This is a genomic window from Vibrio fortis, from assembly GCF_000695685.1.
Classification (GTDB): Bacteria; Pseudomonadota; Gammaproteobacteria; order Enterobacterales; family Vibrionaceae; genus Vibrio; species Vibrio fortis_A.
Window position 1 is genome coordinate 47124 of sequence record NZ_JFFR01000027.1, and the last position, 26822, is coordinate 73945.

The following is a 26822-nucleotide window of genomic DNA, read 5'->3' on the forward strand; positions in this document are numbered from 1 at the left end:
CACATGCCAACTCCGTAGCGAGCCTAAATACTTAATTGTAGGCGGCTAAGGCATGAGTATTGGGTGATTCTGAAATACGACCTAATCCGTGATTAGCTTGCTAACGCTTCGGGTGCCAGTACTTGAATATCGTTACCTTGTCTGCGCACTTCAAAGCGAGTCAGAGCGTGTTCAGGCTCTTCCAAGCAAGCTCCTGTCTCTAGATGGTAATGCTGCTTGTAAAGGGGAGAAGCAACGTAAGGCTCTCCACTTAACGAGCCAATAATACCACGTGACATGACATTGGCTTTACCAATTGGGTCGAAATTTGAAAGGCCATAAATCTTGTCACTGCGCTTGCAGTAAAAGATCGCGACTTGATGATCAGCCACTTTGGCACACACACCCGCGTTGGGCGTTAGATCCTCTTGGGAGCAAACAGTGGTCCAGTTTTCCATGACAGTCTCCTTGTCAATTTGTTGAGTCTTAGATTTTGTTCAATTTCCTAAAAATGAAGGTCGTAAAGAAAGAAGGTCGCTAGCAGAGTATTGCGTAGTGAAGGGCCTGCTAACGACCAAACTGGCTACGAGACTTCCGTAATTTCAATCTGTTCAGAGCTATTCAATGCTTGAGTGCGCTCGGCATCGTGGTCAGTGTTGATGCTTGGTTTCGGGAAGCGCTGTTCACGTTCGGTAATGAACGACAGGCTCTTATCCATCTCGTCACTGTTGATGTAGTGTTGGAAGCGTTTCATCTTCACTGGGTTCTCGATGGTGGTCTTCCACTCACATTGGTACTTCTCGATGTTGAGCGCGATGTCCGCTTCCAGTTCAGCCGCGACATTGAGTTTGTCTTCAATCACCACTTCTTTGAGGTAGTCCAAGCCGCCCTCTAGGTTCTCCATCCAAACAGAAGTACGTTGCAAGCGGTCAGCGGTACGGGTGTAGAACATCAGTACGCGGTCGATGTATTGAATCAACGTTTGTTCGTCGAGGTCGGTTGCAAATAGGTCGGCGTGACGTGGACGCATACCGCCGTTACCACACACATATAGGTTCCAGCCTTTGTCGGTAGCGATAACGCCAATGTCTTTTGATTGTGCTTCGGCACACTCTCGAGTACAGCCAGATACGGCGAATTTGATCTTGTGAGGTGAACGTAGGCCCTTGTAGCGGTTCTCTAGCTTGATTGCGAGGCCGACACTGTCGTTAACGCCGTAGCGACACCAAGTGCTGCCGACGCAAGACTTCACAGTACGAACTGATTTGCCGTAGGCATGGCCGGTTTCAAAGCCAGCATCAATCAGCCTTTTCCAAATAGCAGGCAGTTCGTTTAGCTGCGCGCCGAATAGGTCGACACGCTGACCGCCCGTGATCTTCGTGTAGAGGTTGTACTCTTTTGCTACTTCGCCGAGCACAATCAGTCTGTCTGGGGTGATTTCGCCGCCAGCAATTCGTGGAACCACAGAGTAGGTACCATCTTTTTGCATGTTGCCAAGGTAGATGTCGTTGGTGTCTTGCAACTCGATGTGCTCATCTTCAAGGATGTAGTCGTTCCAGTAAGAAGCGAGAATAGAGCCAATCGCAGGCTTACACACAGTACAACCTAAGCCTTGGCCGTGAGATTCCAACAGTTCATCGAAGGTCTTGATCTTGTTGACGCGGATAATGTCGGTCAGCTCTTGGCGAGAGTAAGCAAAGTGCTCACAGATATCGTTAGAAACCTCAACACCTAGGTTGCTGAGTTCACTGTCTAATACCTGTTTGGCCAGGGCAGAACAACCTCCACAGCCCGTCGATGCATTGGTCGACTCTTTCAGTGCTGCCATTGTGGTGCAGCCTGCGGAAACCGCTTCTTTGATATCGCCTTTGGTGACATCGAAACATGAACAGATCACGGCGCTGTCTGGAAGGGCTTCAACACCCATAGCGCTGCCAGAGTCGTCTGCAAGGTTTGGAAGAATCAGAACCGATGGGTTTTCAGGCAGTGGCATATCGTTTTGCTTGATTTGCAGCAGCGAACCGTAAGCTTCTGCATCACCAACTAACACCGCACCGACGATCTTTTTGCCATCAGCAGAGATGATCAGGCGTTTGTAAACCTGTTCGATTTCATCGTTGTAAGTATAAGACTGTGCGCCTTCTGTTTGGCCATGTACTTCACCGATACTGGCTACGTCTACGCCCAGCAGTTTAAGTTTGGTGCTCATGTCTGCACCGGTGAAGCTGCTTCTATCTTCACCATCAGAAAGGATGTGGCTAGCCGCCACCTTCGCCATGGAATAGCCCGGAGCTACCAAGCCGAAGATCTTGTTATCCCAAAGGGCACATTCACCAATCGCGTACACATCATCGATGTTGGTTTGGCAGTAATCATCAATCACGATACCGCCACGCTCGCCAATCGCGATGTCAGAGCTACGAGCCAATGCGTCTTGAGGGCGAATACCGGCAGAGAATACAATCATGTCGGTTTCAAGGTGAGTGCCGTCTGCAAAGTTCATACGGTAGCGAGCTGTTTCACCAGCCACAATCTCAGAGGTCGCTTTCTCGGTGTGAACCTGTACGCCTAAGTCTTCAATCTTACGGCGTAGTAGGGCACCGCCGCCCTCATCGAGTTGAACTGCCATTAAGCGAGGCGCGAACTCTACCACATGCGTTTCTAAGCCAAGGTTTTTAACCGCGTTAGCCGCTTCTAAACCGAGTAGTCCACCGCCGATTACCACACCCGATTTACTCTGTTTGCTCGACAGCTCAATCGCATCTAAGTCTTCAATGGTACGGTAGACGTGGCAGTGTTCTTGGTCGTTACCCGGGATTGGTGGAACGAATGGGAATGAGCCAGTAGCAAGAATCAGTTTGTCGTAGCTTTCACGATGTCCGCTGTCGGTTATTACCGCTTTGTTTTCGGTATCAAGCTCAGTCACCTTGGCATTCACCAAGTACTTAACGCCATTCTCTTGATAGTAGGCTTCGCTGGTGAGGGCTAAGTCATCGGCTGACTTGCCGTTGAAGTAAGCAGTGAGCTGAACACGGTCGTAGGCAAGACGCGATTCCTCACTAAAAGTGATGACTTCATATTGGTCTGAGTCAGCTTGAATGATGTTGTCGATAAATTTGTGGCCAACCATGCCATTACCAACGACGACAATTTTCTGTTTGCTCATAGTAAATTCCTTTTTTGCTGGCTTCCTAGCGTTTCTAAATACAGTCCACTCTCAATGGTGGGTAATTTGCTGTTCTTCCAATGAACTTAAAAACTGTGAATTTTGGGTTGTTGATATTTAGGGCAGCAAGTAGGGTGCCAGATAAAAAAGGCGTTCGTAAAAAATAATAATAACTAATAAATTCAATTGATTAACTAAATAACAAACGACTCAATTACCCCTAAAGTGGTATATTTAAAAAGTAAGAGATTTATGAAAATGAGCCTTTGTGGTGCAAAATTGATCAACATGGTGCAAATATCTCAATATTTCTTCTGTTGGATTTAATTAACCTCAAACTTTGTAATTGTATTAATTTTAAGTTGTTGTAATTAAATTGGTTTTTTATTGTCTCGCGTTGGGTTAAATAGTGGTGCGCAATTTGCTTTATTAAAAAAGAGAAATTTTCACTACTGAGAGAGCTGTACATGGCTTTCTGATTACTCCGGTGGAAGAGATAAAAAAGAACATTGCACGAGGGAAGAGTGATGAGTTCAAACAAGGATTGGATCAAATCAACGTGTGCTTACTGTGGCGTAGGTTGTGGCATTGAAGTAAGGCCAACTGCTTCAGGTAAATTGGAAGTGCGTGGCGACAAAGAGCACCCATCGAACTATGGTAAGTTGTGTACTAAGGGCGCAGCACTGGGCGACACCGTTACGCCGATAGGCCGCTTAACCCAACCGATGAAAAGAGTCGCAAGCGGGCAGCAGCTCTTACCTTGGGGCGAAGCGTCGCAGTTGGTAGCTGACAGGTTCAAACAAGCGATAGAAGAGCATGGCCCAGACTCGGTCGCCTTTTATGTATCAGGCCAACTTCTGACTGAAGATTATTATGTTGCCAACAAATTGATGAAAGGCTTTATCGGTAGCGCCAACATCGACAGTAATTCGCGCCTTTGTATGGCATCGAGTGTAGTAGGACATAAACGCGCATTCGGTAGCGATACCGTTCCAGTCTGTTACGAAGATCTTGAACAAGCGGAAGTGGTGGTTATTACAGGCTCAAATCTCGCTTGGTGTCACCCTGTTCTGTTCCAACGTCTGCGCGCGGCTAAGCAAGCTAACCCAGCAATGAAAGTGATCGTGATTGACCCGCGTTATACTGACACCTGCGAAATTGCCGACATCCACTTGGCGTTAGAATCGGGCTCTGACGTCGCTCTGTTTAATGGCTTATTAGCTTATCTCGATGATCACGATAACCTCGACCAAGACTACATTGATAAGCACACTCAAGGCTTTACTGAAGCGATTCGAGCAGCGACGCGATATCGCTATACCGAAAATGGCTGGGGTGACAAAAGCGTTTCAAAGCTGACAGGATTAACTGAAGCGCAGCTCAAGCAGTTCTACTCTCTGTTTGCATCCAATGACAAGGTGCTCACCATCTACTCTCAAGGCGTAAACCAATCTACTCAAGGGTGCGACAAGGTTAACGCCATTCTCAACTGCCATTTGGCGACAGGCAAAATCGGTAAAACAGGCATGGGGCCATTCTCGGTTACAGGCCAGCCGAACGCCATGGGTGGCCGTGAAGTGGGGGGCTTAGCCAATACCTTAGCCGCGCACTTTGAATTTGGCGATCCGCAATCACACCAAACAGTGAGCGAGTTTTGGCAGACCGACAGCTTAGCAACCCATGCGGGGTTAAAGGCCATTGACCTATTCGATGCCATGAACGATGGCAAGATCAAAGCGGTGTGGATCATGGCGACCAACCCCGTGGTGAGCCTACCTGATAGTGAGAAAATCAAAACTGCATTAGAGAAGTGCCCATTTGTGGTGGTGTCGGACTGCATTGCAGATACAGAAACTACACGCTTGGCTGATGTGGTGTTGCCTGCCCAAGGTTGGAGCGAAAAGTCGGGCACTGTAACCAACTCTGAACGCAGAATCTCGCGCCAGCGCCGCATATTACCAAGTCCAGGTGAAGCCAAGCCAGACTGGTGGATACTAAAAGAAGTGGCACAAAAAATGGGATTCCAAGACCAGTTTGATTACCGTCATGAAGGGGAGATCTTCAAAGAGTATTGCGAGATGACTGCGCTCGGTAATGAAACGGGCAAAGCGCGCGACTTGTGCTTAATTGGATTAACCAAACTCGATGAGAAGGGCTATGGCGAACTCACCCCGCAGCAGTGGCCAGTACTTGAGTACCAACCAGAGATAATTGAGCAGCGCATGTTCACCGACGGCGAGTTCTTTACCGAATCTGGCAAAGCGCAGTTCATCGCGGTTGAGCATGACAAACCGATTGCCGATACCAGTGTCGAGTTCCCACTCATTATGAACACTGGCCGTATTCGCGACCAATGGCACACCATGAGCCGAACTGGTTTGGCTGCTGGCTTGGGCGAACACACACCAGAGCCGTTTGTTGCTATGCACCCAGACACGGTTGCTGAATTAAACCTTGATGAATTTGGCTTAGATGCTTTCAACCATGCCACCGTTAACCCAGTGGTGAAAGTGCGCAGCGCACAAGGGGAGTGCCAAGCGCGTTTGGTTGTCACTAAAGAGATGCGCCGCGAACAAGTGTTTATGCCGATTCACTGGAACGCCCCAACCGCCAAAGACAGCAAGCCGTGCGATCTGATTCTGCCTCATACCGATGCCGCGTCTGGTCAGCCGGAATTCAAACACACCCCGGTCATGGTGGAAGCGTGTGGCTATCGCAGTGAAGCTGCCTTGGTCAGCGACAAAGTAATGGATTGCAGCGGGTTTGATTACTGGGTAAGACAGAGAGTGGAGGGCGGCTTTTTATATCGTATATCTTCATCTAAGAACCCGATGGAGTTGGTGATTCAGCTGGCTAACACACTTGATGCACTGCCAGAACCTGATGCCGATGCGATTAAGTCGCTTCACTACCACGGCAACAAATCATTTAAGAATTATGGCTCTGCCAAGTTGGATCAATTCGGGGTGAAGCAGGCTTTTGTGGTCAATAGTAAGCTCGACCATGACAGCATTGATTGGCTGGTGGCATGCTTAACTCGTGAAGCTGATGAAGAGTTTGAAGCAGAGTTCTTGAGTACGTTAGCCAAATAGTCGATGCGATGAATGATCTCTAGCACGTAATATTGGCCTGATAAATCAATGATTAGCGAGCTTTTACGACGGAAAATATTGATTATTAACTTACTAGTGAGCCGAAAAGTAGAGGAATCTTCTATTTGTAGTGATCTTGTGAACAACCTTTGTTAAATCTTAGGCAGTTAGATATCTAATGATTGCATTCTTTAATGAGCGGTGATATTCAATGCGCTGAACCAATTAAAGAATCAGACTTATCCTAAACTGATATTGATTGGATACTGAGAAGCGCTGTTGAACCATGACAGCGCTTTTTTTGTTGTTGTCTTGCTGCTTGTAAGCGCAGTTACGATAGGTAGAGTTCATGAGTCAGTTAAAGGCTTTATTCCATAAATACACCCACTTGATGTCTGATCAATCAAAAGGGGTGGCAGCATCGATACTTTGTTCAATGCTGTTTGCTTGCATTCCTGCCTATGTACAAATCCAACCGGATATGGGGCCAAGTTTAATTTCGGGTGGCGAGAGTCACTGGTTGGCTACGCAGCGTATTATTTGGAGTACGATGCTGTTCTTCATCTTGCTGTTCTTCACCAAGCGACTGCCGTTGTTGTGGGATGCATTGAAGCAATGGCGTAAGTGGCCCAAATACATAACTTCAGCTGTGCTTGTTGCGCCGCAGTACTGGATATTCGTGTGGGCTCCGGCCAATGGAGAAACCCTCAACCTCGCACTTGGATACTTCACCATGCCGATTGTGATGGTGCTGATTGGTTGCTTCTATTACAAAGACAGTCTCACGAAGCTACAAAAAGTGGCGTGTTATTTTGCTTTGGCAGGGACTATTTATACCTATGTGTTGGCATCGGGCCTGTCTTGGGTGGTATTGGTGGTGGCGCTCGGCTATCCGGTCTACTTTATGTTTCGTAAAACCAACCCTATGCCGACAGATATTGGTTTGGCTGTAGACCACATTATGATGCTCCCTTTGGCTATCTTTGGAATGTTCTACCTCTACCCAGCCGATCATTTTATGAACCTGCCAGCCACGTCGTACCTGTATTACCTAGGCCTCGCGGTAGTGTCAGTAACGCCAATGCTTCTCTACTTATTCGCCTACTCAAAACTACCAGTGTCTCTGTTTGGTTTAATGGGTTACGTAGAGCCGACCTTCATTTTCATTGTCGGGCTGTTAATTGGCGACAACATTGCGCTGCACGAAGTACCAACCTACCTGTTAATTTCGTTCGCCTTAATCGCCCTAGTGATGGATGGCTACAAACGAATGAAAGCCAGCAGACTCGCCAAAAAAGAGCGTTCTTAACAACTTAGCTATACCCTTCTGCACACCAAACGCCGACGATCTCGTCGGCGTTTGTGTTTCTGAGAATGAATTACCGATTCGTAGACCACCACTTTACCGACTGGTATATGGCTTGAATGTCTAGTTTGTGGCGAGGAAAACAACAAAAAGTATGATAATCAATCAGAATGTTCGTGGTTTTTCTGTATCTTTATAAAACCATATGAAATATTTCTGGTTTTCGTCACGTTAGGGATAGGGGAAAGTAGGTAAGGTGCCGTTATTAAACAAGTTAGATAGGACTTGAACGATTTAGATTACTAGACAGAATTGCTTCAAGGGTAAAAGCAGAATTAGTCTGTCTAATGGACCTGTTATAAATTTTTTAGGGATTCATAAATGGAACATAAATCGTATCTAATTGCTCTAGATTATGGTGATCGAGCAAAAGAAAGGGTGTTTGTGGGGGATGTGTTAGATAAGTTTGACAATGATACGCTCGTCGGGGCAATGCTTTACGTGAACAATAACATTTACGCTTTATCTTGCCACTTGTTTCTCAATTTTGAAAAAGATTCTGAAGTTTTTGAAGAATGGATAAACATTCATTACCCAGAGAAGCATCGAATTTATAATCTATTTTCTCGTGATTTAATGAAAGCTATCGGTAAGCGAAGTTGCAATGGTATGGGACTATTAGATAGTGATATGCTTGAGTACCAAATGCCTTCAAGTACAAATGAAATATTTCTTCATCCTGATCGTTCAATTTACGATGAAACTTTCCCTCCGGTGTTAAAAGAAATGACAAATTATTCAGTATTCTTATCACACTCCAGTGTTGACAAGGCATTAGTAGATACGTTTTTTAATGAACTTCAAAAATCAGAAGTTGAAGCTTGGTTCGATAGATATGAAATATCGCCGGGTGATAGCATAACTGACAAAATTAATGATGGTTTAGATAAAAGTAAAGTAGGGCTTCTATTTCTTTCCAAAAGCTTTATTAGTGGAAAGTCCGGTTGGACGATGAATGAAGCGAATTACTTTTTCCAGAAACGTATGAGACACAGTGACAAGAATTTCATCGTGATAAATATAGATCTCGAACATGATGAAATGCCCCCATTGTTACAAGACTATCTATATCTGAACTACGACGATCCTGAATGTGTGACTAAAATTGTAAATGAGCTCCGAAAATTAAATACTTAGTATTAAGTTTGAAGTGCGAGACTTTTTACAGATGCGCATGAATATACTCCGTCGGTGTCTTATACCCAAGTCTTTTACGTGGGCGCGTATTTAATTTGTGTGCAATTTCATTGCAGAGCTTCTGTGTTACGTATGACGTAGAAGCTCGTTTTAGATACCTCGAACCTTCGTCACTCGCTGTACGTTAGTGCTAGCCTTGGCAAAAGAATCGAAGACTTGTCCAGTATCCGCGATACGTTGATTGAGTTCGTCAAGATGGTGATAAGCATCAGCTATCAATGTTCTTGCAAGGAGTGGCAGTTCACTTTTTGCGTCTTCTAGCATTAAAGGAACCTGTTTCATCAATAAAGAACGACCAACAGAAATGATTAATCCGAATTCCGAAAGCAGGGCACGCATGTGATTCATAAGCGCGGTGAGTTCACGAACCCAATGCTCTCTCATTCTATGCAAAGATAGGATGGCTTGTTGTTCGGGGGATTTTATGGCCACAAAGCGAGTTGAGGGTCTCTGAACCGCTTCGTAAATGGTAATAGCATCATTAAGGTCGTTCTTTCCCTTAGTTCGATAAGGAATTACGAATTTAACAGCCATAATGCGGGAGTCGTGACCCAGCTTATTGAGTGTTCTTGCCCAATAATGTGCACCACTATACGCTTCAATGCCTATACGTATGATTGACAAATTTGCTATTGTAGTCAATAGTTTAGAACGTGTGACTGACTTATGAAGTATGACTTTACCACTTTTGTCTACGGCATGAAGGCTAAAGTGGTTTTTAGCTAGGTCGATACCGCAAAAATAAGAATAATCAGACATGGTGCCTCCGATGTATTTAAGTACCACATAAGTGTGGCAGATCCTCGGTAGGGGGAATCCATGTCATTCGTTAGAAATTTTCGAAAACTTGTAAATCTTGAGGTCTAAATGGATCACTTTTACGAACTATCCTTTGCCCTAGAATCCAATTCGTTGTGTTTCTTTGTAGGTACAGGTTTTTCAATGCATGTAACCGATGGTAATGCACCAAACTGGCTATCACTATTAAAAGATGCCACATTAGGCGTTGAAGGCGGAAATGAGCTCATTGAGCAGTTGTTTCCAGAGAATAAGCCGATAATGTCACTGGAAGAGTGTGCTAGCGTTATACAGGCTAAAATGCATACTCAAGATAAGTGCCTTCATGCTGAAATAGCTAAAATCATCAATAGCTTGAAAATTACTGATAACAAGTTGAAAGCATTCGACTTTATTCGGAAATACACGAACGTAAAGTATATCACGACCAATTACGATGGATTAATCGAAACGCAAATTCTGAAAGGTATCCCTTCAACCTCATTTTCGATTGGTTACCCAATCCATCGACAATCAAAAGGTGTTCACGTTTATCATGTACATGGTTCAATTAAGTATCCGAAGAAGATGGTTGTAACGGCAGATGATTACTTTCGATTTATAAATAGCCCTGACTATTTTTCGCATAAGGTTGAAACGCTTTTTCAGGAAAATAGTGTTGTGATCATTGGTTACTCGCTAGGTGATATTAACTTTAAGTCCATACTTAATAAACATAGAAGTAATCGTCATCATGATATAAACAGGCAGCACTTATTTTATTTATCTCGTTCTCCAATTGATCAGCATATCAAAGATTATTACGACCGAGTGTATGGACTACGAGTTATTGATAATTTGGGTATTGACGAATTCTTCCAGTGTCTGGAAGACACTTACAACGTAGTTAAGCCAGATGTAAACCTCTTCAAAGACTTCCTTTATCCAGTGCTAAATGGAGATGCGAGCCTTACTGAGAGTTACCTAAAGAAAAATGATTCATTTTTTGAAATTATAGCGATGTTGACGGCTAATGGAATAATTGTGTCTCACCCTACAATAGTAGAGTTTCTAGCCGATGTACTTGAAAGAAAAAGGGTTTTGACTACAGCTAATGGTGCATGGGGACAATATGTTCATTTGGCAGGGTGGTTAATTCACATTGGCTCAATTATGGACATTAAGGATACGCCGTTAGAAGAAACATACTTAAGTGCTGTGAAACGCTCTTTTAATACTATGTCCAAAGGAATGGTAATGGGGTGTTCGTGGCACGCATTCAATAAATGGAAGTCTGGCTGGTATCACCTGACTTATGATAACCGTGTTATGGTATCTAAATACATGCGTAATAACGATGTTGACGAAGATGGATTGGAAGTCATCAATCAATAAATTTCTAACAAGAAACTCTTGCGTCAATTGTTAATTTTTGACGCTATCTTTATCCCACATGGCGCTGTCTCTTAACATTGAATTAAGTGTCACAACCATTTAAGAGTGACTCTCAACGCATGGCATTTTCGGTTTGAGTTTTGTTTCGTGTATACGATGTCTAAGCTACTTACCGTAGTAGCGTTACCTAAAGAAATCGTACCTTATGAGTAAAGTTGAGATCCCGAAGCACTTGTTACCTAATCTTGGTGCAGAAATGAAAATGGATGTTCATTTGGTCGACGTGAAATTAGATAATGGAATTGTTCACCATAAAATGGCTGTTCGTGGTGGTTGCTATCTTACTGGTTATAGTAGCGACCAAAACGGTGAAGGCGCAGTTCCGTTTAAATCGACACAAATTGTCGCTATTCGTCGGCACAAGTTAGTTAAGTGGTGGCCATTTTGGTAAGGGAATGACATGCCAGAAATCCCGAGAATAGCCTGTCCAACAAAATCACATAACACCACAACTAATGCTGGTGTTACGTGGTTTCTGCGTTTAATGAGTTGTGCTCATGTAAAGAACCTTTGCTACTGCACCGAGTACTTTAGGGCGAGTGACTGACTTATGAACGACGAATTTACCATTCAAGTCAACATCATGATGACTAAATTGGTTTTTAGCTCGGTCAATACTGCAGAAATGAGAATAATCAGAATTGGGGCCTTTGAGGCGTATAAATAGCATATAAGTGTGGCATTGCCTCGTTAGGGAGAATCCATGTCATTTGTAAAGCAATAAAGGGAGTTCTGTAAGTGAAGTATTATTCAAATGAGTTTGATGGAGCATTAGATAGTGTGGAGCATTATCAGAAATATCCAGAAATGAAACCGTGGATTGGTTGCGAATATGCTGCGTCTTCAATAAAGATTTTAGTTATTGGCGAAAGCCACTATTTAGATGTTGGCAGTACATATCATCATGATCCTCAAGCATGGTATGGTGGCGTAACAGTATCAGATAAAAAAGATAGTGGATGGATTAAGACTCGAAATATCATTTCAAATGGTATTGAAAGTAATTGGAAGTCTAAGTCAAAAACAATATATAAGAATATAGAGAAAGCACTAATTGAAAGTAATGCAAACTGCAGTGGGCGAACTACGGCATTCAGTAATATAGCATTTCTCAATTACTTTCAGCGTCCTGCAGAGCAAACAGGTAAGTCAATTAAAGTATCGAAACTTGATTCAGATGTTAGTAAAAGTGTAGTGGGACAAGTGGTAAAGGCTATTTCACCCGAAGTCATCATCTTTACAACTTCACTGGCGTGGAGTCATGCAAAACGCAGCAATTTGATAAAAGAATTCGATGAACAATCTATAAAGTATACACGAGCACCTCACCCAGGGATGCCATGGTGGAATCGAGTTTCTAAAGCTTATGGTAACCGCACCGGCAAACAGCACTTTGTTCATTTTGTAAATGCAGCGGTGAAAATAGATACCTAATATGAGCTATGGCGCTTATCTTATTCAATACTGCAAGGACTTTTAGAGTCGAATATAGTGCCACGGTCAATTTCTCGTAAAGGTAGCCATTGTTAGCGTTCCATAAGAAAACAGTTTGTGTATGACTATCTCTATGAAAAAGAGAAAAATGGAAGTTCTCATTGAACAGGAAATCGCCCTGCATCAGTATGAAATTAGGCAGAACCTAAATGATGTGCAAAGGTTACTTCATTCGAGCTTTAAAGAAGTTGGCCGTTCTGGGCGTAGCTTTGATTATGCTGCCATTATAGAAATGCTTCAAAGTGAGGAACCGGCCGACGGGCGTATTCATTCTCAAGAGTTTGAGTGTATTGCTTTGGAGCCATCTGTTCAGTTACTTCTTTATAAATCGGCATGGGTATCGAAAACGGGAGCCATTAGCGCGTATACAAAGCGTTCTTCGATTTGGATTTTTACCGGCCAATGTTGGCAGATGAAATATCATCAAGGTACTCCATGTGAAGCATTTGAACTTCAGCAATAACAAGGAGCGTTTATGTTTAGAGTTATCTACGAGTGGCGAGTCCCACTTGATAAAATGGAAGAGTTTCAAAGTGTGTGGCGCTCTGCGACGGAATCTATTCACGAATCGGTAGAAGGCGCACTCGGTAGCTTTATGCTTCAATCGTCTGATACGCCAGAAAAGGTACTAACCGTTGCAAAGTGGAGAAGCCGTGAAGATTGGGAGCTGTTTTGGGGAAACCGAAATCCAGAAAAAATGCAAAAGATGCGTGATATCGCCGAGCGCATTTCAGTAGAAGCGTTCGATGAAATTGAAGACAGAACCAAATAGAACGCTTTAGTCACCTCATTAATATTGAATCACAACGCTTGGTATTTAAAGTTGGGTTTAGTGCTTAAAGGGTAATGCTCTATGTAAACTGTTTGGTGGTACACGCTATTTAACACGGTGTTGTGTTGCCGGCTAACTGATATTTGTATCGTTAGTGATTGTTATAAGTGTGATCCTTAATTGATAATGAACGATACCTTGATGTTTTGTGTTCCACTTGCTGCATAATCTCGCTTTTGAAAAAATACACAGAGAAATATATGCGATTTATTCTTTTGATGATGATGTTTTTTTCGTCCGGTTGTGCAAGTGCCTTTGATATGCACAGGCTTAATCCGCCCAATAGTCGAGAAATTGAAGCTCATAGCCTTTCTCAGTATGTGTATCGCGGAGCCGAGTTGGCGGCTAAAGAAGGCGCTAAACAGTATGCTTTAGTAATTGAAGTGAATGATATAGGTGAACGTAGCATCTGGGTTTATCTAATAAATGACGACAATGACCTCAAAGAGCTACACCAAAAAGTTAAGAGTAATGATGACCTAAAGTTACTCGATATCTTCGATACGGATGTAAATGTTGAACGAAGATATGTGCCTGCTAACGCCGTACCCGGGTTGGCTTAAATTCAAATTAAGCGCTGTAAAATTAGAGGTGGATGTGAAATTTATATCACTGTTTATGGCTGTATTGTTGTCTGGCTGCGCTGGATTTATGAAAGGAGTCGACTTCACCGCTTATGAAGACCTTAAGGTGAGAGAGCAAACCAACCCTAGGTACCCTAAAGTCGCGGTCGAGAATGGGCTATCGGGCTATGTTGAGATGACATTTAACGTAACCAGCCAAGGGGATGTAACGAATGTAGTCGTTGTAAAATCTTTCCCTAAAGGGCTGTTCGACGAAGTAGCTGTCCGAGCTCTAACCCAATGGAAATATGAGCCCTTCGAAAGTGTAGAATCAGTTCCTCAACAAATTCGTTTCGATTTTAAAGCTAACTCCAAATAGGGTGTAGAAATAACATATGGGCTAGAGCGCCTACTTTGTTTATACATAGACAAGGAAATCATCAATGCAGGTCATTATTAACGGACGAAAAATAGAAAACCCTCTCGCAATTGCATTGGTCATGCTGTTTGTGTTGTCAGCGATTGGCGGAGTCGTAGCGTTGTTTTTGTTTGTGTTTCTTCCACTAATTGGTGTTTTTGTGTCTGGAGCTATCGGGTTGATATTGGTAGTTGTTGTACCGATAGTTATATGGTTTATAGTGCCTGTACTGTTTCTATCAATGATCAGTTGGGTGTTTGGCAAAATACTAAAGTAGATGTCACCCAATGATAGAACGACTGCCGAGTACTGATCCGTCTCTTATAGCACTATCGAATACAGTGTTTGCCGAATTACGAAATATCTATCGCCCAACGGTGCTGGCTCAACAGAACAAAATGACGTCAACGGATGATTGGACCTATTTCGGCTATTACTTGGAACAGCGATTGGTTGCGGTCGCGAGCGTTAAGCTCAGTGGTGATACTCTCCATTTGAGCGCACTTGCCGTAGCATCCACTTCGCGCAGAAAAGGAGTTGCTCGATATTTGATCTCGGAAGTTCAGAAAATGTTCCCTCATGCTAATCAAATATCGGTTTGGTGCGTTGAACAAACCGGTAACGTTAATGTTTTTGAGTCACTTGGCTTTAAAGTGGTAGAGAGTGTAGAGTCCGACTACTTCGAATTGACGAATACGTCAGACGAAAAAGCCACAGAAGTAAGACTTGAGCGTAAACTTGTGAAGTAAAGGCAGCCCATCAGTAATCGCTTGTTTTTCATACCACACCATTAATGATGACCCCGTAAATAATTCTGTATCACCTTTTGAAAATTGCTTTGTGAGCATCGAATATCTATGCCTATCGATATTCGTTCAACCTTTCATTGTTATCTCCTTTATTCATCAAGCTTTCCTGTCGATTTCACCTCTGGTTTACCTATAGGTACGGAGAATGGTCTGAGTATTAAAAAGGAGATACATCAATGAATTATCGTATGTTATTGCCTCTCGGGCTGCTTTTGAGCACTAGCGCCTTTGCTGAACTTGGCCGAGGAGGATTGGAAGGTGAAGTGAGCCTACTGGTTGGTTACGGAAGTGAAACGGGTGACTCAGACAAGACGAGGAAAGGTAGCCTTAATAGCAAGGGTGAAACGGAGTCGAGCGCGGTGTTTGCGCCTTTAGGGCAATTAAGATACACATTTGGCCAAGAGAACGATCAGCAAGTTTTCCTTGGTACTTCCAGAGGAGATATCATTGAAGGTATTTTCGCATTGGAAGTTGGATATATGGTTGAATATGGCGATGAATCCTCGGTGGCTTTCTCATATTTACCTACGATTGCGAATGGAGAAGTTTGGGAAGACCCATTCATTGCCAATTCCCCACGAAAGAAGACGGACATCTCAGGTGATACTTTCCGTATTCAGCTCGACGGGTTTCTAAATCTACCTCTGACTGGTGATTTTGCTTATTATCAGCAGGATATTAAGAACGAAAAGTCGGGTGAATTTTTAGCTGTTCCTACAAAAGAACTTAATCGAGACGCAAAAGGTTACTATGCGAGTTTCGGTATGGGCGTACCTCTTAGCAGTTCCACTTTTATTGAGCCCTCGTTTTCTTATCAAAGACATTTAGCTGATGGTAAAGCTGTTTCCTTTTCGCGTTATTCTGGATCGCTGACCTATCTTAAGAGGTTTGGTGACCATGGTTTATCGCTGAATGGTGACTACTCCGTGACTTCGTATGATGCGTCGAATCCTGTATTTGGAAAGACGCGAGAAGATAATGGTTACAGCTTTAATCTTGGTTATGAGTACCAAGGTATTCCTGGTTGGGAAGATTGGGGCTTTAATGCGTTGGCTGGCTATTCAACCAATGATTCCAACATCTCGTTCTATGACACCAGCGGCTACTTTGTCGGTGTCGGCTTAAGCTATCATTTTTAACATGCGCTTTAAGGATTGGTTCGTACCAATCCTTAATTTTATTGCACATCTACTAGGGGCAAGTGTAACTTCGCGATGAAACGACCTTGTGACTCATCTGTCTCTAGCTGCCAGCCAAGTTTGGTGCATATTTTTCCATTCAGGTCTTGTCCAAGACCAAAGCCATCATCAAATTGGCTACCAATTTCTTGTGAATTATAGTTCTCAACGACAATACAGTTATCCTCGTATCGAATGCTGATCTGCCCGATGTAGGTGTATTGGAAGGCATTTCGAACTAAGTTGCCAATGACGATTTCAAAAGGGCCTTTAGGCAAGAGGATAGTTGGTGCATGCGCGTAATCTTGAGTAATAGAGACGTCTTCGGCGTTGATTAAGTACATCGAGCTTTCTATCACGTTATCTAGCATAGATGGTATGGATACTTCTTTCACTGCTGGGGCCATGTTGCTCTTTCGAGCTAGCCACAGCATTGTTTCTACAATTTGCTGCATGTTTTTGCTGGCTCTATCAATTCGTTGGATCGATCTCATTGAATTACTCGGTAAATCAACGCGTTCTAAGATCTCCATATTGGCGCGAACAATGGCAATGGGTGTTCGAAGTTCATGGCTGGCATGAGATAAGAAACGTTTCTCTCTTTCGGCTAGCCTTGCATTTCGTCGTAATGCTTTTTCGAGAAACAATGCGACACGATTGTATTCATCGAACTTGAAGTTAGGTACTGGGTTTGAGGTGAGATCGTTTGAGACCTTGCCTGCCCAGTCGACCAGTTGTTCCGTTCTTTTGCCTATTTTGTAGCTGAAAAAAGAGAGTGCCGCCAAAATGATAAAAACGTAGGCGGAAGCTATGAGCAAGATAATGTTGAAGCGACTGTCGAACCAAACATCGATTGTGTCGCTAATGAGTCGATAGTCGTATTTTACGACTGCATAGACTGCGCGACCATTAGGCTTCTCAAATTTATAGATGCCAACTGTGATGTCATCTTCGATATTATTATCCAATTCTTCATCGACATCGATGACTTTGAACTCTTCATTTTCCATCTCTAGGCCCTCAAACACATTGAGGTCATTGATGATCATTGGAGGCAAGTTGTCATAGTGGAACGACACCACGTATGAGCTTGGAAGAGGGAGCGTATTGTCCTTTTCGTAAGCTTCGGAATAAGCTCGCCATTCGGTCAGCATTCTCATTTTCACTGAGTCCTCGATCCCGTATTCAAAGTAACGAATGAGAAGCTCACCAAATAGAAAAGCACTGATGATTGAAATCGTCAGGAAAAAATAGGTTAAATGTCTTCTTAAAGAGATCGCGCGTTTTAATTTCATACTTCGCTCTTAATGCGTATGCCTTGGCCGATTTTGGTTTCTATCATGTGGAACGAATAGGGTTTGTCGATCTTCTGTCTTAGTTGGTACAGCTGGACTTTTAGGTTGTTACTTTCTGGGCTGTCGTCTGGCCATAGGTATTGCTCTATCTCTGCACGGGATACGATATTCGGGCTACGGCGCATGAGAAGCTGTAACAGTTTTAGGTTTAGTCGGTTAAGCTCAATATGCTGTGATTCGCGAGTTACTTGTTGGGTCTGCAAGTCGTAGATGAGATCACCCACGACTAGCTTCTTGGATTGCGCACTTCTGCGTTTAGAAAGTGCCTTAATTCGTAAAGCGAGCTCTTTCATGGCAAAGGGTTTCACCAGATAGTCATCCGTACCGGAATGAAAGCCAGCTTCTTTATCTTCCAAGGTATCTTTTGCTGTTAGCATCAGGATTGGGGTATCTGAACCTTCTTCTCGGAGCTTTTGACATACGGTTAGGCCATCAATCTTGGGCAGCATTAGATCAAGGAGTATTACATCGTAGTAGTTTTGACTTGCGAGTGTGTAACCGCCCAATCCGTTGTAGGCATGATCGCAGTGTATGTTCTCATACTGTAAATACTCAGCGACCGAGGCGGCTAGGTCTTTATCGTCTTCAACTAATAGAACATTAATCAAAGGTTCAGATTTCATGTTGTTGCGCCTCTTGGCCATTGTTAAATAGATAACTCATCAGTTTGCTTCCGATTTGTTTCGCGTCTTCTTGGATCATGACTAATGCAGGTACCAAAATAAGGGTTATGGCCGTCGCAAATAATATCCCGTAACCCATAGATGTTGCTGCAGGGATAAGGAACTGAGACTGAGGAGAGGTCTCAGAGAGTAGGGGAACCAAGCCAAAATAGGTGGTTGCAGAGGTAAGTATGATAGCTCTTAGTCTGCCAGTTCCTGCTTCAATGATCGCTTGGCGGCTATCAAAGTTTCCCGCTCGCATTGTATTGAAGCGAGAAATTAGTAGCAGGCTGTCGTTAACCACAACCCCTGTCAGTGCCAGTATTCCAAACAGCGACAAAATGCTCATTGGTATTCCTTGAATCAAATGTCCAAGCAGCGCGCCGATAATACCAAATGGAATGGTACACATGATCAAAACTGGCTGAAAGTATGACTTCAATGGGATGGCAAGCAGTGCATAGATCCCGATGAGAGCAATGGTGAACACGCTGTAAAAAGAGTTGGAAATCTCCTCCTGTTCTTTCTGCTGGCCTGAGATAACTATCTGAAGGTCGCGATAGTTGTCTTTCAGCTCTTTAAACACAGTGTTCTCGAGCCTCAAGAATACTTGATCAGGAGACGTTGTTTCTTTATCTACGTCAGCAGTGATCACATTCACTCGCTCGCCATCGATACGTTCTATGTTTTTGGAGACATAACGGGTAGAGATATCTGCCACAGAAGTAAGAGGGACAACCTTACCATCGCTCAGTCGAATTTTTGCGTAGTTAAGGTCCGCGATGGATTTGCGCCTCTCTTCTGGGTATTGAATTTTAACTTTTACTTCATGTTCACCTTTTTGAAAGCTCTGTACCTCATATCCTTGATAAGCGAAATTTAGCTGTTGAAGTAGGTTCGATGTGGTTAAACCAAGAGACTGCCCCAATGGGTTTACATTGATATCTATTTGGGTCTGCGCTTGTGAAAGCGTTCCTTTAATACCAAATACACCATCGATGTTACTCAAATAGGTAGTGAGATTGCGTCCTGCTTGCTCTATTGTCTCTTTATCTTTGCTGCGTAATTCAATGCTTATTGCTTTGTCTGTAATCATATCAGCCGCAAAGATCGCGCTGTCAATCCCTTCGAGTGTTGGAACTAAGGATTGCCACTCTTTAGCCACATAAGCTGCTGAAAAGGGTCTTTCATCGTTGCTAGAAAGCCCGATGATAAGCTGCGCACTTTGCTCAGATACATCGGTGAGTACACTTTGGATCGGGGGTGTCAACAATCCAAATTCTTCCGTTAATTGTTGGCTTAGTTGATTAGCGATCGATTCGACTCTAGCGGTTTCTGATAGCACTAAGCCGAAGCCGGCATCTTCCTGAAAAGCCAGATCAATCGTAATGTTGTCGGTTGATATTTCGGGGAAAAATACGGTTTTTAGTTTGCCTGTTACCAAGGTGCCTGCAATCAGAACAAATAGGGAAAGGAAAACGCACACTACGGCATATCGATAATCTAAGACCTTTTTCAAACAAGGTTTGTAGATATGAAAAGTGAAATATTTCAGCATTAAAAGCACTCGTTGCTGAAGCTTATTCCACAACAAAGGCAGTCCGGATTTAGCTCGTGAATCCATACGTACATGTGCTAAGTGGGCTGGCAGTATTAGCTTTGACTCTACTAATGAAAAGAAGAGACAGAAAGCCGCAGCAAGAGCAAATTGTGCGAATATCTTACCGAGTTCTCCCTCAATCAGGCTCATCGACATAAATGCCACCATTGTTGTTAACACACCAAACGTTGTGGGTGTGGCAACTTTTTGTGCGCCAGAAATTGTCGATTGTAAGCTTGCGCCATGTTTCTCTCTATGTTCGTAGATACTTTCGCCAATGACTACTGCATCATCGACCACAATACCAAGTGCCATAATAAAACCGAAGGTGGTGAGTTCATTGAGTGTGAGTCCCCAAAAGGAATCTCCCATCAGCACCATGGCTCCGCCAAAGGTAACAGGTAGGCCAATTCCAACCCAAAATGCGACGCGAATGTTGAGAAATAGAGCAAGTAGCAGAATCACTAAAAAGATGCCTTGTAAGCTGTTATCAAGCAGCAGCGATAGGCGACTTTTGATCGGCTCACTTTGATCGTTCCAAAGGGTGATTTGTATATCGGGGGGCAGTGTGGCTTGGTAGGTATTCGTTATATCACGTACGGTACGTGCAACATCATTGATGTTTGACTTGCCATACATTTTAACCGTCAAACCTGTAGAAGCATGGCCTTCATAGTATGTTCGCGCACTATTATCTGCATACTGTTCTTTCACTTCTGCTATGTCTGATAACAGCAATACATGACCATTGGTCATGTGCTTGATTGGCAGGTCTGCGTATTGGTGTGCGCTGTATTTTTGCTGCTCCGCTTTTAAAATGAGTGTGCCTTGATTGCTTTTGAGCTGGCCTCCGGTTTGGTTTAGCGACTCCGCAGCAATCTGATTGGCGACTGTTTCTAAGGTTAACTGGTGTTCGATTAGTTTACCTTCATCAACTTCGATGACGATTTCTTCGTCTCTTCTACCTATGTAGTCGACTTTCTGTATCTTGGGTGAAGCCAGAAGTTTCAACCTTAGGTCATCGGTGTAGTTTTGGATCACACCTTGGTCAATATCGCCATACAGGTTGATTGAAATAACATCTTCAAGCTCGAGTTGGCGGGTTATTACCGGTTTTTTCGCGCTAGAGGGGAGATCACTGATCGAATCAACCTTTGTTTTAACGTCTTGATAGAGAGCATCCAGTGTGTAATTACTCAATTTTGTTATGGTGACGGTTACGTCATCACCCGTAGAGGTGCTCGATAGGCTCTTGATGCCTTCTACGCCTTGCAGGGCGTTTTCGATTTTCAGAGCGACCCCTTCTTCTGCTGAGCTGGCAGAGCCACTGTCATAACTTACGCTGACAGTGATAGATGTTGGTGGAATGCTCGGGAAACTCTCGATTCTAGCGTGGTAAACCGCAAAGGCACCGGCGACAAGGATTAAAACCATTAATAGGTTGGCAGCGACGGGGTTACAAGCAAACCATGCGATCACGCCTTTCGCTTGAGTATTATTGTTCATTGCTTGGCTCCGGCAGGTGTGCCACTGACGCGACTTTCATTCCGTCTACAAACTGAGATAGAGGCTTTAAAACCAGCGCTATGTCTGTTTCCATTGCACCTTTTTCTATACCAATGCTGTCGGTTGAACTGAAAATAAGATTGGGTTGAAAGTGCTTAAGTTTGCCATTTTTGACATACCAGAGTGCACCGTCAGCGGTGAGTGACGATGATGAGATTACAAAGCTGTTTTGGTATGGTTTCCCTTTGATTTCGACGGCAACAAAGCTACCGAAAAGCAGAGCGGGGGATTGTGTTAGCGGAGACTTAACCCTAAGTGTCAGTGTTCTCATTCTTGTTATTGGATCGACAAGCTCTGACAGCTGCATTGCTTGAGCCGACCAAGTATGAGCATGGTTGCTTTGAGATCGCATCAGAACCTCGGTTGATTCGAGCTCAGAAGGTAGTTGAGTCCATTCGTTCTCTGACAAGGAAACTTGGATCTCGGCAAACTCCGTTGATTGTATCCGGCCTAGCGTTGAACCGGGCGAAATATAGCTTCCTTTTGTTATCACGGCTTCGCTGACAACTGCATCAAATGGCGCGATGACTTGGGTTCGCGCCAAGTTAACTTTGGCTTCTTCGACGGCTTCTTTTGCTGCGATGTGATTTGCTCTCGCGATCTCAAGTTGAGGTTCGCGTAACACAAGAGGGTTCGGTTCTTGGTTGATACCAGATTTCTTCCACTCTGTTAGAGCGCGGCTCTGTTTTCTTTGCTCTTGAAGCAGCGCGAGATGCGCTTCAGCGAGCACCTTCTTGGCGTTCGCTAGTGCAACTCGATATGCTGTGTCTTCGATCTTTAGTAATACATCCCCTTGTTTCACAAGGTGTCCAACTTTAAAGTTTGGAGATTTCCAGGTCACTTCGCCAGATACCTGTCCAATTAGCGACAGCTGTTCGTCAGAGGTAACATTGCCAAATGTTCTTATGGTGGGTGTGTGGGTGCCTGCCGTGAGGGTGACGGTGGTGACTTTCACCTCATTTTCTGTCTGTTGAACGAGTGTTTCGTTAAAGTCGTCAGGCTGTGAGCCTAGCACGTAGTAAACGCTTAAAGGCAATGAGAGAACGCCACACAGGGAGATCCACAATGTACTTTTTTTTGCGAATTCCATCTTTACACTCCCATGCCAAGTGCCAGACCCAACGAGACTCTATTAGAAAAACGAGCTTGTTGAGTTTGTAAAAGCTGGATGGTTGACTGATAGACAGATTGCTTGGCAACCAGTAACGCAATGATGTCACTGGCCCCTTCTTGGTATAGGTTTTCGTAATTTTTCATACTGGAATTCGAATATTTTTTGGCATCTTTATAGTGCTGCTCTTGGAGTGTTAAGTAGTACTCTTTATCGAGTGCGGTACTCACCTCTGTGAGCGCAGAGACAAGCTTTTTTTCGTAATTGATGAAGGACTCTTGTGCCTTTAGTGCTGTGACTTTGGCGTTAGTTTCGATTGAATTTTGATTAAAAATGGGAGCAGTAATCCCTCCCATTAAGTTCCAGAGAGACGGGTTCTGGCTCAACGCGTTAGGCGACTCCCCTGATCGATACAGTGAAGCGCTTAAGGTGATTTTGGGTAACAGTTCTTTGTAGGCTATCGATGTCTCAGCATCTGCGGCCATCAAGCTCTGATAGGCAGCCAGTAAATCTGGTCGAGAGCCCACCATCTCACCCGGTAATTTCAATATCGGTGAAGGGACGCTTGGCAAAGAGTGGGATAAAATTTGATGGTCTTTACTGATATTACCGCGCAGAGCGTTTAGGTCTCGGATCGCAGCAAGCTGTTGCTGTTGTCGAGAAACTAACCCTGCTTTCACTCTTTCAGTTGCTGCTCTTGCTGTATCAAGGTCTGCGTGTTCTTTAGAGCCGTCGAGCACTTGAGATGTAATCACTTCTTCGGTATCTAAAAGGCTTACTATCCATTGTTTTTCAACATTAATGATTTCAGCTCGGTATTGAATATCAAGCCAAGCCTGGATCACTCTTGCTGCAAGAGAGTTCCTAGCATAAAGATAATCTAGCTGCGCGCTCTGTGCTCTTGATGATGCTGCGCTAGACTTGTCGGCAAGCCTGCCCCAAACATCCAACTCCCAGCTTAAATCCAAGGAGAGTTTATGGTTGTTATTGATTGCCGAGCTTTTGTCACGTGATGCTTGGTAGTTGGTAGACAAATTAGGTTGAAGGTAATTACTGCTTTGTGAAGCGAGCAAGTCAGCTTGTTGTAATCGCAAGGCAGTTTGTCTTAGGTCGTAGTTGCTCTCTAATGTCTCGAACACAAGTGCTGATAACTCATCATTATTCACCAGCTCTAAAAGCTGAGTTGAAAAGTTGGAGTTAACATAGGGTTGGGCATTGTCCCATTGAGTGGGAATAAGAGGGTTTAGGTTGCTCTTAGAGTGGTTAGGTGGGTTAAACGAAGAACAGCCTGATATGAAAGCCAGACTGCAAAGTGTCGCCAATCCAAGAGGACTCATTTTTATTAACATCGTATCTAACTCCGGTATCAATGGGGTAGATATAACGTGCGAGAAGTAAATTGGAGGTGAAATTGAGCTTATTGTGCGGTTAAGTTGTTAATCAACCCACTATTTTCGGCCGATTATTGTTCAAGTTCTACGACTATAAAGGTCAAGGTCTCATTCTATTTATTCATTGTTTAATTTTATAAATTTGAAGAAACCAACAAATACGAACAATGGCTAATACGTGGCTTATGAAACTTGTTACTCTTTGTTTTTGATTGAATTGTTTTCAGCGATCGCTTTAACAGGCGTGAAGATCATTAAGGAAAAGTAGTGGAAATCTGGAAGTTACTATTTTTTATCCCTGCGTGTTTTGCTCTGAATATGACGCCTGGCCCTAATAACTTACTTTCGATGAATAATGCGCGTTGTTACGGTTTCAAGTCTGCTTTTGTGGCGGGTCTCGGTCGAATTGCGGCGTTTGCCGTCATGATTGGGTTGGCTGCTTCAGGGTTAGCTGTGGTTTTGTATGCATCTCAAACGCTGTTTCTCACCATTAAAGTTGTAGGTGCTGGCTACCTGTTGTGGATAGCTTTTAATCTCTGGCGCTCTGAAGCAAGCCCTATATCAGAAATCGATACTGTTCAGAGTCGTTTAGGGTTAGCTAAACAAGAGTTTTTACTGGCGGCCGGTAACCCGAAAGCGATTCTTATCTTTACTGCATTTCTTCCGCAGTTTGTCGATGTGACGGCCAATGTAAACGAGCAGTTTTTGATTCTTGGGCTTACATTTTTAGTCTTGGAATTAGGCGCGATATCTCTTTACGCTATATTTGGAATTTACCTAAGACAGTGGTTCACCAAGCCGAAAATGGCCAAACGATTTAACAAGGCATGTGCTTCCTTTTTGGCACTGTCAGGTGCAAACCTATTAATTAGTCGTCAATAATTTACCCGTTACTCGAAAGGAGTTTGAAATGAAAAAGACATTTAAGAATGTAAGTCCTGAATCAGGCGAAATCACGGTTCAATTGGACCAAGCTAAATTGAGCTTTCATGTAGAGTCTGGCGCTGAATTCACGCTGGAATCAAGCGAAGGCGCTGATGTGGTGTTTTCTTCGGCTAGTCCAGATGTAAACCTCGTCATCGAACCCGTGTGATTTACGTTTAAAGAGCTAAGCCTGCTAGGAAGAAGTACGATGAATATTAAAGAGTTTTCTAACTTGGTGGGTTTGTCTGCTCATACGTTACGGTACTACGAGAAAATCGGTTTGCTGAAAAATGTTCAACGAACCTCTAGTGGACATCGTGCTTATACATCGAAGGATCAAAAGTGGATCGAGTTTGTGGTGCGTCTAAAAGAGACCGCTATGCCACTGGAAGAGATTCTGGAATACGCGAGTTTGAGAGAACAGGGGACAAGTACATTGCTGCAGCGCCAAGCTTTGCTGGAGAAACATCAGCAGAATCTCAAAGCTCATATTGAGCAGCAACAGTCACACCTTACTGCATTAGAAAACAAAATCGACCTTTATAAAAACAACAAAGTTGGTTGACTTAGAGTCAACTCTAACTTGTAAGCTTTTCTCTTATTAGAACCAATAGGAGAACAACCATGGAAACATCACGTTTTGATAAAGGTCTAGAGCTACTGACCAAGATTGATGGAGAAGCGGGGCAGAATGTTATCGAAAGCTTACAAGATATTTGCCCTGACTTAGCCAAATACACGATTGAGTACCCATTTGGTGACATATACGCACGTGAAGGACTTGATCTGAAATCCCGCGAAATAGCGACAGTTGCTGCATTAACAGCCTTGGGCAATTGCGCCCCTCAGCTAAAAGTTCATTTGAATGCTGCACTTAATGTAGGTTGCAGTGAAGAACAGATCAAAGAGGTGATCCTTCAAATGTCGGTGTACGCCGGATTCCCTGCGGCTTTGAATGGCATGTTTGCGTTTAAGGAGGTTCTAACCGAGCGTTCTGAATATCAATTGAGTTGATGCTTAACACATGGCATTTACATCGGTGTGAGCTTGTTGTTTCAGACCTGATGATTTAGGTTAGGGAACTCAATTGCTTTATTTTTATACAGAATTGAGCGAATAAGATCATAAAACAAGGAGGTTATATGTTTCCGTTAGAGGTATTCATTACCTATACGCTGGCTTGCCTACTGCTGGTGATTTCGCCAGGGCCGGACAATTTGCTCGCTATTGGGAGAGGGTTGAGCCAAGGCCGGCTTGCCGCCATTATGTCTGGATTCTCGTCGGGCGCTGGGATTTTGTTTCACGTCGTAGCGGCTACGTTCGGCTTAACATTGGTTATTCAAACCTCTGAAGTGGCCTTTTACGTGGTGAAACTGGTGGGCGCTGCTTACCTTATCTGGCTCGGCGTAAAAGTGCTTCGTTCACGTAATCTGTTCTCATTAGAGCCAGCTAAAAAGCAATCTCTGAAGGTGATATTTTCAACCGGGTTCCTTTCGGCTGCGCTGAATCCAAAACCGGGCATGTTCGTGCTCGCTTTCGTCCCTCAATTTGTTAACCCAAGCTTGGGCTCTGTGACAATACAGATGATCGGTTATGGTGTGTGGTTTGCTTTGCTAACGGCAATTGGTTTTAGCTTAATGGGTGTGTTTTCATCCCAGCTGTCTGATTGGTTTAGAAATAAGCCTAAGCTAGTGACAGGGCTTAATATTGGCGCAGGCGTGACCTTTGTATCATCAGGGCTGGCTGTGGCTTTCATGAAGCAGCGATAAGTGCTGTTGCAGCAAGTGCCGCGAATAGTAATCAATGAAAGAGGGCGTCTTAATGACGCCCTTGGTGTAATTTGGAAAGACTCGTGAAGTCGTCGCAATAACGTCGACTTAATATTGA

At 43.7% G+C, this 26822-nt stretch carries 25 protein-coding genes and 2 pseudogenes; 18 read left to right on the forward strand and 9 right to left on the reverse strand.

All coding sequences use genetic code 11. From position 1 onward, the window contains the following. Positions 1-92: 92 nt before the first annotated feature. Both nirD and nirB read right to left on the reverse strand, forming a co-directional pair. Positions 93-437, reverse strand: coding sequence for a nitrite reductase small subunit NirD (gene nirD / locus VFDL14_RS06715; RefSeq protein ID WP_032552319.1), 345 nt, complete (start codon positions 435-437; stop codon positions 93-95). Between the two features lie 125 nt (positions 438-562). Continuing rightward, positions 563-3145: a nitrite reductase large subunit NirB gene (gene nirB, locus VFDL14_RS06710; protein WP_032552320.1), complete on the reverse strand. Its 2583-nt coding sequence runs from the start codon at positions 3143-3145 to the stop codon at positions 563-565. A 527-nt stretch (positions 3146-3672) separates the two neighbouring features. On the opposite strand from nirB, the gene VFDL14_RS06705 reads away from it, so the two are divergent. From VFDL14_RS06705 to VFDL14_RS06695, 3 genes are all read left to right on the forward strand, one after another. Beyond that, positions 3673-6237 carry a molybdopterin oxidoreductase family protein gene (locus tag VFDL14_RS06705; protein WP_419177370.1) on the forward strand — a complete coding sequence of 855 codons (2565 nt, stop codon included), beginning with the start codon at positions 3673-3675 and terminating at the stop codon, positions 6235-6237. Positions 6238-6586: 349 nt separating this feature from the next. Then, on the forward strand, positions 6587-7546 hold the full coding sequence (rarD, locus tag VFDL14_RS06700; RefSeq protein ID WP_050487449.1) for an EamA family transporter RarD: 960 nt from the start codon (positions 6587-6589) through the stop codon (positions 7544-7546). A 378-nt stretch (positions 7547-7924) separates the two neighbouring features. Then, positions 7925-8740: a toll/interleukin-1 receptor domain-containing protein gene (locus tag VFDL14_RS06695; protein WP_032552323.1), complete on the forward strand. Its 816-nt coding sequence runs from the start codon at positions 7925-7927 to the stop codon at positions 8738-8740. Positions 8741-8765: 25 nt separating this feature from the next. Here the strand turns inward: VFDL14_RS06695 and VFDL14_RS24425 are convergent. Next, positions 8766-8891 (reverse strand): annotated as a pseudogene (locus VFDL14_RS24425) (IS30 family transposase); the annotation flags it as partial. A gap of 2 nt (positions 8892-8893) precedes the next feature. Continuing rightward, positions 8894-9559 (reverse strand): annotated as a pseudogene (locus VFDL14_RS0123340) (IS110 family transposase); the annotation flags it as partial. Between the two features lie 108 nt (positions 9560-9667). On the opposite strand from VFDL14_RS0123340, the gene VFDL14_RS06690 reads away from it, so the two are divergent. The 10 genes from VFDL14_RS06690 to VFDL14_RS06645 all read left to right on the forward strand — a co-directional run bounded on the left by VFDL14_RS06690 (position 9668) and on the right by VFDL14_RS06645 (position 16287). Then, positions 9668-10972: an SIR2 family NAD-dependent protein deacylase gene (locus VFDL14_RS06690; RefSeq protein WP_032552324.1), complete on the forward strand. Its 1305-nt coding sequence runs from the start codon at positions 9668-9670 to the stop codon at positions 10970-10972. A 205-nt stretch (positions 10973-11177) separates the two neighbouring features. Then, on the forward strand, positions 11178-11423 hold the full coding sequence (locus tag VFDL14_RS06685) for a hypothetical protein (protein WP_032552325.1): 246 nt from the start codon (positions 11178-11180) through the stop codon (positions 11421-11423). Between the two features lie 347 nt (positions 11424-11770). Further along, positions 11771-12466 carry a hypothetical protein gene (locus VFDL14_RS06680; RefSeq protein WP_032552327.1) on the forward strand — a complete coding sequence of 232 codons (696 nt, stop codon included), beginning with the start codon at positions 11771-11773 and terminating at the stop codon, positions 12464-12466. 148 nt (positions 12467-12614) lie between these two features. Continuing rightward, positions 12615-12989, forward strand: coding sequence for a DUF4440 domain-containing protein (locus tag VFDL14_RS06675; RefSeq protein WP_032552903.1), 375 nt, complete (start codon positions 12615-12617; stop codon positions 12987-12989). A gap of 12 nt (positions 12990-13001) precedes the next feature. Then, positions 13002-13298, forward strand: a complete 297-nt coding sequence (locus VFDL14_RS06670) for an antibiotic biosynthesis monooxygenase family protein (protein ID WP_032552328.1) — start codon at positions 13002-13004, stop codon at positions 13296-13298. 260 nt (positions 13299-13558) lie between these two features. Further along, entirely contained in the window at positions 13559-13921 is a 363-nt protein-coding gene (locus VFDL14_RS06665) for a hypothetical protein (RefSeq protein ID WP_032552330.1), read from the forward strand. 34 nt (positions 13922-13955) lie between these two features. Next, positions 13956-14300, forward strand: a complete 345-nt coding sequence (locus tag VFDL14_RS06660; RefSeq protein WP_032552331.1) for an energy transducer TonB — start codon at positions 13956-13958, stop codon at positions 14298-14300. Positions 14301-14364: 64 nt separating this feature from the next. Next, on the forward strand, positions 14365-14616 hold the full coding sequence (locus tag VFDL14_RS06655) for a hypothetical protein (protein ID WP_032552332.1): 252 nt from the start codon (positions 14365-14367) through the stop codon (positions 14614-14616). A 10-nt stretch (positions 14617-14626) separates the two neighbouring features. Continuing rightward, positions 14627-15088: a GNAT family N-acetyltransferase gene (locus tag VFDL14_RS06650; RefSeq protein WP_032552334.1), complete on the forward strand. Its 462-nt coding sequence runs from the start codon at positions 14627-14629 to the stop codon at positions 15086-15088. Between the two features lie 236 nt (positions 15089-15324). After that, the gene (locus VFDL14_RS06645; RefSeq protein WP_032552335.1) at positions 15325-16287 is read left to right on the forward strand and encodes a DUF2860 domain-containing protein; all 963 of its coding nucleotides are present in this window, start codon (positions 15325-15327) and stop codon (positions 16285-16287) included. 38 nt (positions 16288-16325) lie between these two features. On the opposite strand, the gene VFDL14_RS06640 is transcribed toward VFDL14_RS06645, so the two are convergent. Genes VFDL14_RS06640 through VFDL14_RS06620 form a run of 5 tightly spaced genes read right to left on the reverse strand, consistent with a single transcriptional unit; the run spans position 16326 to position 23969 of the window. After that, positions 16326-17621 (reverse strand): sensor histidine kinase, encoded by a 1296-nt coding sequence (locus VFDL14_RS06640; protein WP_032552336.1) that lies wholly within the window; start codon positions 17619-17621, stop codon positions 16326-16328. Further along, positions 17618-18304, reverse strand: a complete 687-nt coding sequence (locus tag VFDL14_RS06635; RefSeq protein ID WP_032552337.1) for a response regulator transcription factor — start codon at positions 18302-18304, stop codon at positions 17618-17620. Before VFDL14_RS06635 ends, VFDL14_RS06640 begins: the two co-directional genes overlap by 4 nt. Further along, positions 18294-21449: an efflux RND transporter permease subunit gene (locus VFDL14_RS06630; RefSeq protein ID WP_032552338.1), complete on the reverse strand. Its 3156-nt coding sequence runs from the start codon at positions 21447-21449 to the stop codon at positions 18294-18296. Before VFDL14_RS06630 ends, VFDL14_RS06635 begins: the two co-directional genes overlap by 11 nt. Further along, the gene (locus VFDL14_RS06625) at positions 21439-22599 is read right to left on the reverse strand and encodes an efflux RND transporter periplasmic adaptor subunit (protein ID WP_050487450.1); all 1161 of its coding nucleotides are present in this window, start codon (positions 22597-22599) and stop codon (positions 21439-21441) included. Before VFDL14_RS06625 ends, VFDL14_RS06630 begins: the two co-directional genes overlap by 11 nt. 2 nt (positions 22600-22601) lie before the next feature. Then, on the reverse strand, positions 22602-23969 hold the full coding sequence (locus tag VFDL14_RS06620; protein WP_235201744.1) for a TolC family protein: 1368 nt from the start codon (positions 23967-23969) through the stop codon (positions 22602-22604). Positions 23970-24278: 309 nt separating this feature from the next. Here VFDL14_RS06620 and VFDL14_RS06615 point away from each other — a divergent pair, with 309 nt between their 5' ends. The 5 genes from VFDL14_RS06615 to VFDL14_RS06595 all read left to right on the forward strand — a co-directional run bounded on the left by VFDL14_RS06615 (position 24279) and on the right by VFDL14_RS06595 (position 26704). Continuing rightward, entirely contained in the window at positions 24279-24893 is a 615-nt protein-coding gene (locus VFDL14_RS06615; protein ID WP_032552339.1) for a LysE family translocator, read from the forward strand. A 28-nt stretch (positions 24894-24921) separates the two neighbouring features. Then, positions 24922-25104 carry a hypothetical protein gene (locus VFDL14_RS06610; protein ID WP_032552340.1) on the forward strand — a complete coding sequence of 61 codons (183 nt, stop codon included), beginning with the start codon at positions 24922-24924 and terminating at the stop codon, positions 25102-25104. A gap of 39 nt (positions 25105-25143) precedes the next feature. Then, complete coding sequence (locus tag VFDL14_RS06605; RefSeq protein WP_032552341.1) at positions 25144-25500, forward strand: MerR family transcriptional regulator; 357 nt, start codon at positions 25144-25146, stop codon at positions 25498-25500. A 59-nt stretch (positions 25501-25559) separates the two neighbouring features. Then, positions 25560-25949, forward strand: a complete 390-nt coding sequence (locus VFDL14_RS06600; RefSeq protein ID WP_032552342.1) for a carboxymuconolactone decarboxylase family protein — start codon at positions 25560-25562, stop codon at positions 25947-25949. A 128-nt stretch (positions 25950-26077) separates the two neighbouring features. Continuing rightward, positions 26078-26704, forward strand: coding sequence for a LysE family translocator (locus VFDL14_RS06595; RefSeq protein ID WP_032552343.1), 627 nt, complete (start codon positions 26078-26080; stop codon positions 26702-26704). Positions 26705-26822 lie beyond the last annotated feature (118 nt).